Annotated in this window: 15 protein-coding genes; 3 read left to right on the top strand and 12 right to left on the bottom strand. The window is 72.7% G+C overall.

Going from position 1 to position 11,217, the window contains the following annotated elements; genetic code table 11:
- Window positions 1-474: squalene/phytoene synthase family protein (locus HEQ75_RS26650; protein ID WP_168035161.1), on the bottom strand; the 474-nt coding region annotated here is incomplete at its 3' end.
- A gap of 129 nt (window positions 475-603) precedes the next feature.
- On the opposite strand from HEQ75_RS26650, the gene HEQ75_RS26645 reads away from it, so the two are divergent.
- Window positions 604-1,242, top strand: a complete 639-nt coding sequence (locus HEQ75_RS26645) for a superoxide dismutase (protein ID WP_168035160.1) — start codon at window positions 604-606, stop codon at window positions 1,240-1,242.
- Window positions 1,243-1,314: 72 nt separating this feature from the next.
- Here HEQ75_RS26645 and yajC read toward each other — a convergent pair whose 3' ends face one another.
- Window positions 1,315-1,653, bottom strand: a complete 339-nt coding sequence (yajC, locus tag HEQ75_RS26640; protein ID WP_168035159.1) for a preprotein translocase subunit YajC — start codon at window positions 1,651-1,653, stop codon at window positions 1,315-1,317.
- A gap of 107 nt (window positions 1,654-1,760) precedes the next feature.
- Between yajC and HEQ75_RS26635 the strand changes: the two genes are divergently transcribed.
- Together HEQ75_RS26635 and HEQ75_RS26630 are read left to right on the top strand one after the other, a co-directional pair.
- On the top strand, window positions 1,761-2,645 hold the full coding sequence (locus HEQ75_RS26635; RefSeq protein ID WP_168035158.1) for an ATP-binding protein: 885 nt from the start codon (window positions 1,761-1,763) through the stop codon (window positions 2,643-2,645).
- A 143-nt stretch (window positions 2,646-2,788) separates the two neighbouring features.
- Window positions 2,789-3,022: a hypothetical protein gene (locus HEQ75_RS26630; protein ID WP_168035157.1), complete on the top strand. Its 234-nt coding sequence runs from the start codon at window positions 2,789-2,791 to the stop codon at window positions 3,020-3,022.
- A gap of 43 nt (window positions 3,023-3,065) precedes the next feature.
- Here the strand turns inward: HEQ75_RS26630 and serS are convergent, their stop codons facing one another.
- The 10 genes from serS to HEQ75_RS26580 all read right to left on the bottom strand — a co-directional run.
- Window positions 3,066-4,340: a serine--tRNA ligase gene (serS, locus tag HEQ75_RS26625; RefSeq protein ID WP_168035156.1), complete on the bottom strand. Its 1,275-nt coding sequence runs from the start codon at window positions 4,338-4,340 to the stop codon at window positions 3,066-3,068.
- Window positions 4,341-4,501: 161 nt separating this feature from the next.
- Window positions 4,502-5,077 (bottom strand): hypothetical protein, encoded by a 576-nt coding sequence (locus tag HEQ75_RS26620; protein WP_168035155.1) that lies wholly within the window; start codon window positions 5,075-5,077, stop codon window positions 4,502-4,504.
- A gap of 117 nt (window positions 5,078-5,194) precedes the next feature.
- The gene (tatC, locus tag HEQ75_RS26615; RefSeq protein WP_328734980.1) at window positions 5,195-5,986 is read right to left on the bottom strand and encodes a twin-arginine translocase subunit TatC; all 792 of its coding nucleotides are present in this window, start codon (window positions 5,984-5,986) and stop codon (window positions 5,195-5,197) included.
- A gap of 18 nt (window positions 5,987-6,004) precedes the next feature.
- Window positions 6,005-6,574, bottom strand: coding sequence for a Sec-independent protein translocase protein TatB (tatB, locus tag HEQ75_RS28955; protein WP_168035154.1), 570 nt, complete (start codon window positions 6,572-6,574; stop codon window positions 6,005-6,007).
- A 102-nt stretch (window positions 6,575-6,676) separates the two neighbouring features.
- Entirely contained in the window at window positions 6,677-7,750 is a 1,074-nt protein-coding gene (locus HEQ75_RS26605) for an ABC transporter ATP-binding protein (protein WP_328734977.1), read from the bottom strand.
- A complete protein-coding gene (gene scpB / locus HEQ75_RS26600) occupies window positions 7,747-8,376 on the bottom strand; it encodes an SMC-Scp complex subunit ScpB (protein WP_168035153.1) in 630 nt (209 codons plus the stop codon). Before scpB ends, HEQ75_RS26605 begins: the two co-directional genes overlap by 4 nt.
- Complete coding sequence (locus HEQ75_RS26595; RefSeq protein ID WP_168035152.1) at window positions 8,360-9,133, bottom strand: segregation and condensation protein A; 774 nt, start codon at window positions 9,131-9,133, stop codon at window positions 8,360-8,362. The genes scpB and HEQ75_RS26595 overlap by 17 nt, the downstream gene beginning before the upstream one ends.
- Window positions 9,130-9,828, bottom strand: coding sequence for a site-2 protease family protein (locus HEQ75_RS26590; protein ID WP_168035151.1), 699 nt, complete (start codon window positions 9,826-9,828; stop codon window positions 9,130-9,132). Before HEQ75_RS26590 ends, HEQ75_RS26595 begins: the two co-directional genes overlap by 4 nt.
- Window positions 9,825-10,841 (bottom strand): beta-N-acetylhexosaminidase, encoded by a 1,017-nt coding sequence (gene nagZ / locus HEQ75_RS26585; RefSeq protein WP_168035150.1) that lies wholly within the window; start codon window positions 10,839-10,841, stop codon window positions 9,825-9,827. Before nagZ ends, HEQ75_RS26590 begins: the two co-directional genes overlap by 4 nt.
- Window positions 10,842-10,889: 48 nt before the next feature.
- A partial coding sequence (locus tag HEQ75_RS26580; protein WP_235962149.1) for an SPOR domain-containing protein occupies window positions 10,890-11,217 on the bottom strand: 328 nt, incomplete at its 5' end.

Here is an 11,217-nt window from a genome sequence, read left to right as displayed (position 1 = left end):
AAGCGCGCCCAGCCGCTGCACGGCGGGCAACGCCGCATCCGGCGCGCCCAGCAGCCGCGCCGCCGCCACCGCCAGCCCGCCGGCGCCGGCGCGCAGGAAGGCGCCGAAGGCCTCCCGCGTCGGGATGCCCTCCGGCTCCGCCTCCGCTTCCCGCGCATCGACCAGGGCGGAGAGCGTCTCGGGGTCCAGCGCGCCGGCGGCGATGGCGGCGTGCAGCGGCCCGGCGACCTCGTGCCGGCGCGCCGGCCGGCCCTCGGCGGCTTCCGCCACCGCGTCGCGCCACCATTGCAGGCGGATCAGCGTGGCGATCTGGCTGCTCGCCGCTTCCCGCGCGCGGGCGAGTTCGTGGTTGACGGCAAACAGGGTGAACAGCACCTCCCGCCGCGCCGCCGGGGCGAACAGCGCGGCCAGGTAGCGGTCCGGGTCATGCTGGCGCACGAAGGCCCCGAGGGGCGAGAGCGGGGGTCTAGCCATGGCGGCCAGATGACGGTCCGCGGCGCGCGCCGCAAGTGCGGTTGACGCTCCCGGAACCCAAGCCTAGGTCAGGGGCCGGTCGCGGGGCCTTCCCCGCAGAAGGCCAAGCCCCCCATCGGGAGAGACCCCATGCCCTTCACCCTGCCGCCCCTGCCCTACGAGACCGCCGCCCTCGCCGCCCAGGGCATGTGCCAGGAGACGCTGGAGCTCCATCACGGCAAGCACCACAACGCCTATGTCACGGCGCTGAACGGCCTGATCGAGAGCAAGGGCCTCGCCGGCAAGTCGCTGGAGACGATCGTGGCGGAAGCCGGCCAGGCCGGCGCCGATGGCCTGCCGGTGCTGAACCAGGCCGGCCAGCACTACAACCACGTGCTGTTCTGGCAGGTGATGTCGCCGAATGGCGGCGGGGACAAGCTGCCGGGCGCGCTGGCGGCGAAGATCGACAGCGACCTCGGCGGCCTGCAGGCCTTCAAGGACGCCTTCAAGCAGGCCGGCGTGACGCAGTTCGGCAGCGGCTGGGCCTGGCTGATCATCGGCGCCGACGGCAAGCTGAAGGTCACCAAGACCCCGAACGGCGCCAACCCGATCTCGACCGGCGAGGGCCAGCCCATCCTCGGCTGCGACGTGTGGGAGCACGCCTACTACCTGGATTTCCGCAACGTCCGCCCGAACTACCTGGACAACTTCCTGAACAAGCTGGTCGATTGGGAAGTCGTCGCCGGCCTGATGGACAAGGGCGGCCTGTCCACCGGCCAGGCGGCCTGACGCCAGGCCAACGCGAAGGGCGCCAGGGGAAACCCCGGCGCCCTTTTCCATGCCCGCGGCCGGGCCCGGGGCTCAGCCCTTGGCGTCGTTCGCCGGGGCCGGCGGCTTCACCACGCTGGCGATCGTGCCGCGGATCACGGTGACGCGGACATTCGGCGAAAGCTCCACCTCCACCTCGTCGCTGTCGTCGCGCACCTTGGTCACGGTGGCCAGCAGGCCGCCGCCGGTGATGACCTTGTCGTTGCGCTTCAGGCCGCCAAGCATCGCCCGGTGCTCCTTCATCTTCTTCTGCTGCGGGCGGATCAGCAGGAAATAGAAGACGGCGAAGATCAGGATCAGCGGCAGCAGCTGCATGACGACGGCGCCGGTGCCGCCTGCGGCGTCCTGGGCATAGGCGGGGGAGATGAACATGGGGCTTGATCCGGCTTCCAGGAAAGGCGCCCCGGGGTTGCGGGGCTTCGGCGCGCAACCTAGCTTCCGCCCCCTTTCCGTCAATACATGATCCGGATGCCCGCCCCTTGCCCGACACCGCGCCCCACCCCCTGACGCCCACCCTGGTGCGGATCGCCGAGGCGCTGGAACGCCTGGCCCCGCCCCGGCCTGAAGCCCCGCGGCTGGACGGGGCGGATGCCTTCGTCTGGCATCCCGGCCCGCCGGCGCGGCTCGACCCGGTGCCGCGGGTGGCCGCCGTGTCCGTCGGGCTGCTGCAGGGGGTGGAGCGGCAGAAGGCCATCATCCTGGAGAACACGCTGCGCTTCGCCCGCGGCCTGCCGGCCAACAACGCCATGCTGTGGGGCGCCCGCGGCATGGGCAAGTCCAGCCTGGTGAAGGCCGCGCATGGCGCCGCGAATGCCGAGATCCCGGGCGCGCTGGCGCTGATCGAGATCCAGCGGGAGGATGTGCGCACCCTGCCCGAGCTGCTGAACGTGCTGCGCGCCAGCGACCGGCGCTGCCTGGTGTTCTGCGACGACCTCTCCTTCGAGAAGGAGGATGCGGACTACAAGGCGCTGAAATCCGTGCTCGATGGCGGGATCGAGGGCCGGCCGGCCAATGTCCTGTTCTACGCCACCTCCAACCGCCGCCACCTGATGCCGCGCGACATGATCGAGAATGAGCGCAGCACCGCCATCAACCCCTCCGAGGCGACGGAGGAGAAGGTCTCGCTCTCCGACCGCTTCGGCCTGTGGATCGGCTTCCACAATTGCGACCAGGAGACCTTCTTCGCGATGGTGGAGGCCTATGCCGCGGATTTCCGCCTGCCCGCCACGACGGAGGAGCTGCGGCGCGCGGCGGTGGAATGGAGCGTGACGCGCGGCGCGCGGTCCGGCCGCGTCGCCTGGCAGTTCGTGCAGGACATGGCGGGGCGCCTGGGAGTGCGGCCAGAGGGGCGGATGGGCGCCTGAAGCGACATCCTGCGGGCTGGGTCATGGCCCCGGGGTGAATTCGCGGACGGCTTGCGCGACCTTGCTTGTATGGCGCGGGGCGGACGCCGATGGTGCCCGCACCCGCCCGCCATCCCGGCCGCAGGCATCCCAGGAATTCGCCCTTGTCCTCCCTCGTCGCGATCTGCCTCGCGCCCCTGACCCTGTTCTTCTCGCTCGTCCGCCGCGCGCCCTGGGCCAGCGTGATCATCGGCAGTGCCGCCACCGTGCTGGCCTTCGCCACCCGCTACGGCACCACCGGGGCGGTGCTGGCGATGTTCGTCGGCAGCGTGCTGATCTGGCTGGGTGAAACGGGCAGGACCCGCCTGCCGGAACCAAGCGTCGCCGCCGGCGACTGACCGGCGCAAACCTTCCGCCCCGAACGGGCGCGGAAAGGGCCGTTCAGGCCGCCGGGCGCAGCACCTCGATCCCGCCCATATAGGGCCGCAGCACCTCCGGCAGGATGACGCTGCCATCTTCCTGCTGGTGCGTCTCCAGCACCGCGATCAGCGCCCGCCCCACCGCCACGCCGCTGCCGTTCAGCGTATGCGGCACCTCGAGGGCCTTGGCTTCCGCCGGGCGGAAGCGTGCCTCCATCCGCCGCGCCTGGAAATCGCGGCAGTTGGAGCAGGAGGAAATCTCCCGCCACGCCTGCTGGCCGGGCAGCCACACCTCCAGGTCATAGGTCCTGGCGGCGCCGAAGCCGGTATCGCCGGCGCAGAGCAGCACCCGCCGCCACACCAGACCCAGCCGCGTCAGCACCTGCTCGGCGCAGGCGGTCATGCGCTCATGCTCCGCCGCCGACGCCTCGGGATGGGTAATGGAGACCAGCTCCACCTTGGCGAACTGGTGCTGGCGCAGCATGCCGCGCGTGTCGCGCCCGGCGGAGCCGGCCTCGGAGCGGAAGCAGGGCGAAAGCGCGGTCAGCCGCAGCGGCAGCGACGCCTCCGCCAGGATCTCGCCGCGCACGAAGTTCGTCAGCGGCACCTCCGCCGTCGGGATCAGCCAGCGGCCATCGGTGGTGCCGAACAGATCCTCCTTGAACTTCGGCAGCTGGCCGGTGCCGTACATGGAGTCATCGTTGACCAGCAGCGGCACGGCGCATTCCGTGTAGCCGTGCTGTTCCACATGCAGGTCCAGCATCCACTGGCCCAGCGCGCGTTCCAGCCGCGCGAGCGGCCCGCGCAGCACGGTGAAGCGGGCGCCGGCCAGCTTGGCGGCGGTGGCGAAATCCATCCCCAGCGCCTCGCCCAGTTCGAAATGCTGGCGCGGCGTGAAGTCGCGGTTGGGCTGGCTGCCCTGGACGTGCTGCACCACATTGTCGGTCTCGTCCACGCCGTCCGGCACCTGCCCGTCAAGCAGGTTGGGCAGGGTGGCCAGCAGCGCGTCGCGCGCCGCCTCATGCACGTCCGGCGTCGCAGCCGCGGCGGCGTCGAGCGCGGCCTTCACCTCGGCCTTCAGCCGCTCCGCCGTCGCGCTGTCGCCGGCCTTCATGGCGGCGCCGATCTGGCGGGACAACTCGTTGCGGGTGGTCTGCGCCGCCTGGGTGATGCGCACCGCCTCCACCCGCTGCTCATCAAGGCGCAGCACCTCGGCGGCGATCGGCGGCAGCCCGCGCCGGGACAGCGCCGCGTCGAAGGCGGCCGGGTTGGCGCGGATCACCCTGATGTCGTGCATGACGCCCTGTCCATTGCGGCGCGGCCGCGCGCGGCCGCGATGAGCCGGCGCGTTGGCGCCGGAAAAGCCCGCGGCAGGTAGGTCAGCCCGCCGGCCGCGTCAATCGCGCCGGGCCGCCTGCGCAGCCTCGGCCTCGGGTCGCGCCCCGGCCGCGGCTCCGCCTACTCCAGCCAGCAGGATTTGCGGGTATTCGGCGCCGGGTCGCGGCCGAAGGCCAGGTTGTTGCAGTCGATGCCGTTGATCCCCTGGCGCCGGATCACCCGGCCCGGCACGCCGTAGGTCACCAGGCGGGCACCGCTGAAGGCGCAGCGCTGCCCTTCCTGCGCGCAGGGGCCGCGCTGCGAGGGGGCGGCATTCGGGCGGGGCTGGGCGGCGTTCTCCCAAGGCAGGGCACGGCGTGCCCCTGGCGGGGGGGTGACTGGCCGGGGCTGGCTGGCCAGGTTCGGCGGGCCGTTCCGCGCCGTGGAGGCCGGGCGCCACCCGCAGGACTTCGGCACGCCCGGGGCCGGGTCGCTGCCGAAGGCCTGGTTGCTGCACTCGATGTGGCCGCGGACGGTCCGGGTTACCCAGCGGCCGGGCGCGCCGTAGCGCACGATGGCCTCGCCGATCACCTGGCAGCGCCAGCCCTCACGCCCGCAGGACGTCCAGGCGTAGGGGCTGTCCTGGGCGGCGGCCGGGGCGGGCGCCAGCAGGGCGGCCAGCGCCAGCGAGAGTGCGAAAAGGGATCTCCGGACCATCATCGCGGCTCCTTCTCCGCCCCGGCGCTGCGGCCGGGCCGGCGGACGGCCACCCGATCGTGGCCCTCACGAAACCGTATGGGACACGGCCCTGACCGCCAAGCCCGGGCCGCCGCCTCAGGCCGATTCGGCCGCCTTCTTCTTCCGCTCCATCAGCACCGCGGCCCAGATCGACAGCTCGTAGAGCAGGATCAGCGGCACGGCGAGGCCGATCTGGCTGATGATGTCGGGCGGCGTGATGATGGCGGCGGTGACGAACATGCCGACGATGGCGTAGCGCCTTCCCTTGCGCAGCCCCGCGACGCTGACGATGCCCACCTTGGCCATCAGCGTCAGCAGCACCGGCAGCTGGAAGGCGATGCCGAAGGCCAGGATCATGTGCATGACCAGCGACAGGTACTCGCTGACCTTGGCTTCCAGCTGGATGGCCACCGTGCCCGCATCGGCCGGCGTCTCGAAGGAGATGAAGAAGCTCCAGGCCATCGGGAAGATGAAGTAGTAGGCCAGCGCCGCGCCGAAGACGAACAGGAAGGGCGAGGCGACGAGGAACGGCGTGATCGCGTTCTTCTCGCTCTTGTAGAGGCCCGGCGCGATGAACAGCCAGAGCTGCGTCGCCCACATGGGAAAGGAGAAGAAGGTGGCGCCGAAGAAGGCCACCTTCAGGTAGGTGAAGAAGGCCTCGTACAGCGCCGTGAAGATCATCCGGCGCTCGCCCATGCCCTGGGACTGCAGGATGTCCGCCAGCGGGGCAGCCAGGAAGCCGTAGATCTGGCGCGAGAAATAGTAGCAGACGGCAAAGGCGATGATGAAGGCGCCGACCGACCACATGAGCCGCGTGCGCAGCTCCATGAGGTGCTCGACGAGCGGCATCGGCTTGTCGTCGATGGAGTCGTTCGGATCACGCGACACGATGGGGGGATCCGTTCGTCAGGAGGCGGTGCCGGCGGAGGAGCCGGGCGGCGGCACGAAGGCCGGCGGAGAGCTGGGCGGCATGGCGGGGGCGGCGGGCGGTGCCGGCGGCGCCTGGGAGGCGACGACGGAAGGCGGCACGAAGGCGGGCGCGGCCGGGGCGGACGAGGTGTCCGGCACCGGTGGACCGAAGGCGCCCTCCGCCAACCCGGCCGCCGCCTCGGCCGGCGGCGGCGTCACCTCCGCGCCATGCACCGGCGGCGGGGTGGTGGAGAAGCTGTCGCGCAGCGGGTTGCCGATCGGGTCTTCCGTGAAAGTTTTGCGGATCGACCCATCCTTGTCGATTTCCTTCTCCACGATGTCGCGGACGTTGAAGTTCCGGATCTCGCTGATCTGGTTCCGCACGTCCTCGAGCTTCGCCTCGCGCACCACCTCGTCCACCTGGCCCTGGAACTCGCCGGCCATGCGGCGGAGCTTCTGGATGAACTTGGCGACGCCGCGCACGGCATCGGGCAGGTCCTTGGGGCCGATGACGACCACAGCGACCACGGCGATCAGCGCCAGTTCGGACCAGTCGAGACCCAGCATGAATCCTCATCCCCGACGCCATGCGGCATGCAGGCCCGCGGGGCGTTCCCGTTAGCAGGATCGCCGCGCCCCGCCAATCCGGCGCCGGGCCCTGCGCTGTATCTAGGGTGCCTCGGGCGAGAATACGAAGGCCCGTTCCGGGTCCATCGCCACGGCAACACGCTCCCCCCGCGCCAGCCAGGTGCCGGGTGGCAGCCTGGCATGCAGGTGCAGCAGCCCGCCCTGCCCGTCCGCCACCGCCAGGTGCACCAGGGTGGTGGCGCCCAGCAGCCGGCAGGCCTCCACCTCCGCCTCCGTCCCCTGGCCCTGCCCCTGGCCCGGCGACAGCAGCCGCAGCCCCTCCGGGCGCAGCAGTACCTCCGAGGCCGCGCCTTCGGCCGCCAGCGCCGGGTCCTGCGGCCGGATGGCGCCGATGGCGGTCCGCACCAGCCCCCCCGCCGCGCGGCCCGGCAGGCGGTTCACCTCGCCCAGGAAGGTGGCGACGAAGCGGCTGGTCGGCGCCAGGTAAAGCGCCGAAGGCGGGCCGAGCTGTTCGATCCGCCCGGCATTCATCAGCGCGATGCGGTCGGCCATGAACATCGCCTCCTCCGCGTCGTGGGTGACGATCAGGGTGGCGATGCCGGCTTCCTGCAGCACGTGCAGCGTGTCGTCGCGCACCTGTTCGCGCAGCCGGGCGTCGAGGCTGGCGAAGGCCTCGTCCAGCAGCAGCAGCGCCGGGCGCGGCGCCAGGGCGCGGGCCAGCGCGACACGCTGCTGCTGCCCGCCGGAGAGCATGTGCGGCCAGGATTCGGCGAAGGCTTCCAGCCCGACGCGGGCCAGCGCATCCATGATCCGCCATTTGCGCTGGCCACGCGGCACGAAGCGCAGGCCGAAGGCGACGTTCTCCGCCACCGTCAGGTGCGGGAACAGGGCGTAGTCCTGGAACACGAAGCCGATGCCGCGCGATTCGGGCGGCGTCTCCCGCCCCGGCTCGGCGATCAACTGGCCGTCCAGGGTGATGCGGCCCTGCTGCAAGGGCTCCAGCCCCGCGGCCAGGCGCAGCAGCGTGGTCTTGCCGCAGCCGGAGGGGCCGAGCAGGCACAGGATCTCCCCCGGCCCGGCCTCCAGATGCAGGTCCCGCAGCACCTGCCCGCGTTCCGGGTAGTGGTGGGAGACGTTCTCGAAGCGGATGCTCACCTGCCAGGATGCTCCGCACCCGGCTCCGCGGCCGGTGGCGGGGCCAGGAGGGGCGCCTCGCCGGTGATCAGCTCCTCCCGCCGCGGCAGGTCGCGCAGGGAGTTCAGGCCGAACTGCTCCAGGAAGCGCGGCGTGGTGCCCCACAGCGTCGGCCGGCCCGGCACTTCCTTGTGGCCGCGCGGTGCCACCAGCCCGTGGTCCAGCAGCGCCTCCAGCGTGGTCTGCGCCAGGCTGGCGCCGCGGATCTCCTCGATCTCGGCGCGGGTGCAGGGCTGGTGCCAGGCGATCACGGCCAGCGCCTCCATCGCCGCGCGCGGCAGGCGGCGCGGCACCTCCACCACCCTGGTCAGCAGGCCGGCGAGGTCCGGCGCCGTGCGCAGCACGAAGCCGCCGCCGGCTTCCACCAGCACCACGCCGCGGCCTTCCAGCAGCCGGCCATATTCGCGCAGCACCGCCTCTGCCGCCTCGCCTTCCGGCAGCAGGGGCTGCAGGCGGGCGGGCGTCACCGGGCGGTCGCTGGCGAACAGCAGCGCCTCCGCCAGCCGGATGGACCCGGCGCTGACCGGCTCCGCCCCCGCTTCCCGCGGCGGCTCCTCGGGCGGCGGATCCTCAGGCGGCGCGGACATCGCCGGCCTCCGCCTGCGGCTCCGCCCGGCGCAGCAGGATGGGGCCGAAGGCGCGGTCCTGGCGCAGGTCCAGCCCGCCACCGCGCGCCAGCTCCAGCCCGGCGATCAGCGTGCTGGCCAGGGCGGCGCGGCGCTCCACCGGATCCAGCGCCGCGCCATCCGGCAGGAAGCGCTGCAGCATGGCCCAGGAGGGCATCTCGCCCAGCATCTGGCCAAGACGGCCGATCGCGTCCTGCACGCTCCACAGCCGGCGCGGCTTGGGGCGGTAGGGGCGCAGCGCCAGCGCCCGGCGGCGGGCGGCGACGTAGGCCTGGCACAGCGCCGGCAGGTCGGCCCGCAGGCCGGAGCGGTCCTGCACGGTCAGATCCTCCGGCGCGCCGCGGGCGAAGACGTCGCGGCCGAGCTGCGGCAGGGTGCCGAGCCAGGCGGCGCCGGCGCGCATCTGCTCCAGCGCCGCCAGGCGGTCCGTCAGGCGCAGCGCCAGCGCGTCCGGGTCCTCCTCCTCCGCCGCCACCTCCTCCTTCGGCAGCAGCAGGCGGGATTTCAGCCAGGCGAGCCAGGCCGCCATCACCAGCCATTCGGCCTGCAGTTCCAGCCGCATGCCGCGCGCCTGCTCGATCACCGCCAGATACTGGTCCACCAGCGCGACGATGGAGATGCCGGCGAGATCCAGCTTCTGCGCCCGCGCCAGGTCCAGCAGCAGGTCGAGCGGGCCTTCATAGCCATCAAGCCGCAGATGCAGCACCGGGTCCGTCATTGCGCCCCCCCATGGCCGGACAGCCAGAACACCGCCTCCAGCACCGGCAGCGCCACTTCCCGCAGCAGGGTCCGCAGCGGATCGAAGCCGGGCACGAGATACGGCAGCACGAAGACCAGGCCGATGACGATCAGCAGGCCGTAGCGTTCAAGCCCCGCCACCGCGCGCGCCGCCGGCAGCGGCAGGATGCCGACCAGGATGCGCCCGCCATCCAGCGGCGGAATCGGCAGCAGATTGAAGCAGGCGAGAATCACATTGTACAACATGCTGAGGGCGATGAAGCGCAGCAGCCAGTCCATGGCAGGGCCCGGCAGCAGGCCGGCGCCGCCGGTCGCCACATGGGCGGCCATGCCGAAGCCGAAGGCGAGCGCGAAGTTGATGCCCGGCCCCGCCGCCGCCACCAGCACCATGCCCCAGCGCGGATTGTGCAGCCGGCCGAAATCGACCGGCACCGGCTTGGCCCAGCCGAACATCGCCTCCACCCGCCCGATGGTGGCCAATTGCGTCACCAGCAGCAGGCCGGGTAGCAGCAGCGTGCCCACCGGGTCCACATGGCGCAGCGGGTTCAGGCTGACGCGGCCGAGCCGCCAGGCGGTGTCGTCGCCCAGCGCCAGCGCGGCATAGCCGTGCGCCGCCTCGTGCAGCGTGATGGCGAGGATGGCGGCCAGCGCGATGGCCGAGATTTCGCCGATCACGCGAAGGCCGGGCGCGTGGCCAGCAGCCGGTCGCGGATCTCCGCCAGCAGCCTGGGATCGATGGTCTGCCGTGCCGCCTGCATCGCCGCCCGCGCCGCCGCCAGGCGCCGCGCCGCATCCGCTGACAGCGCCGGGCAGGCTTCCAGCAGCGCCGCCGTTTCGGCCAGCACGCCGGTGCAATGCAGCGCCAGGTCGCAGCCGGCGGCGAGGCTGGCGCTGGCGAGATCCCCCGGGCGCCCCGCCAGGGCGCCCATCGCCAAATCGTCGGAGACCAGCACGCCGTCGAAGCCGATCTCGCCGCGGATCACCCCCTGGACGACGCCAGGGGAGAGTGTCGCCGGCAACGCCGGATCCAGCGCCTCGTACAGGATGTGCGCCGTCATCGCCCAGAAGCCGACGCCGCCATCCTGCGCCGCCAGCGCCCGGAAGGGCGCGAAATCCGCGGCCAGGGTCGCACGGTCCGCGGCAATTCGGGGCAGCGCCTCATGGCTGTCCACCGCCGCCCGGCCATGGCCGGGAATATGCTTCACCACCGGGATGCAGCCGGCCTGCTGCAGGCCGCGCACCCAGGCGGCGCCGAGGCGGGCGACCTCCGCCGGGTCGGCGGAGAAGGCGCGATCACCGATCACTGGGTGCATCCCCGGCAGGCGCAGGTCCAGCAGCGGGGCGCAGACCACGTCGAGGCCCAGGCTGGCGCATTCCAGGCCGAGCAGCGTGGCATTGGCTTCCGCCGCCATGGCGGGCGCGTGCTCGAACAGCGCGGCGGGCGGGAAGTCCGGCCAGTGCGGCGGCCGCAGCCGGGCGACGCGGCCGCCTTCCTGGTCGATCAGGATCGGCGCCTCCGGCCCCAGCGCCGCCCGCAGCGCGGCACAGAGCGCGGTGACCTGCGTCGGGCTTTCGACGTTGCGGCGGAACAGGATGGCGCCGGCCGGGCGGTGGCGGCCGAACAGCGCCACCTCCTCCGCCGCCAGTTCCGGCCCGGCAATGCCGATGATCGCGGCGCGTGGCGTCATTGCTGCCGATTCCCGTCCATGCCCAGGCTGTTCACGCGAGCGGCCGGCTCAGCGCACGGGGATGCAGGCGAAGTTCTTCGCGCGCATCTGCTGGCAGAAATCCTGCGCCGCCTCCGGGTCCGGGAAGCCGGCGGCGCGCAGGCGGTAGAGCGTGGCCTGGCCATCGCGTTCCAGCTTCTGCACCACGGCGCGGCGGCCCTCGAACAGCTCGGGCGCGCGGCGGGAAAGGCGGTCCCATTCGCTGCGGGCGCCGTCCTCGCTGCCCACGGCGGCCAGCTGCACCATGAAGCGGCCGGTCGTGGCGGCCGGCGGCGCGGCGGGCGCGGCGGCGGCGGTCACGGCAGGGCGTGGCGGGGCGGGCGGCGGCGGGGCGGGC

The sequence above is a fragment of the Falsiroseomonas selenitidurans genome (assembly GCF_012103215.1).
In the GTDB taxonomy this organism is placed as follows: Bacteria; Pseudomonadota; Alphaproteobacteria; order Acetobacterales; family Acetobacteraceae; genus Falsiroseomonas; species Falsiroseomonas selenitidurans.
Note: the sequence above shows the minus strand (reverse complement) of the source record. Positions and strands in the feature narration are given on the sequence as shown.

Coding starts and splice junctions, on each gene's coding strand:
- HEQ75_RS26645 (WP_168035160.1), top strand. CDS start 604: ATGCCCTTCACCCTGCCGCCCCTGCCCTACGAGACCGCCGCCCTCGCC.
- yajC (WP_168035159.1), bottom strand. CDS start 1,653: ATGTTCATCTCCCCCGCCTATGCCCAGGACGCCGCAGGCGGCACCGGC.
- serS (WP_168035156.1), bottom strand. CDS start 4,340: ATGCACGACATCAGGGTGATCCGCGCCAACCCGGCCGCCTTCGACGCG.
- HEQ75_RS26620 (WP_168035155.1), bottom strand. CDS start 5,077: ATGGTCCGGAGATCCCTTTTCGCACTCTCGCTGGCGCTGGCCGCCCTG.
- tatB (WP_168035154.1), bottom strand. CDS start 6,574: ATGCTGGGTCTCGACTGGTCCGAACTGGCGCTGATCGCCGTGGTCGCT.
- scpB (WP_168035153.1), bottom strand. CDS start 8,376: ATGTCCGCGCCGCCTGAGGATCCGCCGCCCGAGGAGCCGCCGCGGGAA.
- HEQ75_RS26595 (WP_168035152.1), bottom strand. CDS start 9,133: ATGACGGACCCGGTGCTGCATCTGCGGCTTGATGGCTATGAAGGCCCG.
- nagZ (WP_168035150.1), bottom strand. CDS start 10,841: ATGACGCCACGCGCCGCGATCATCGGCATTGCCGGGCCGGAACTGGCG.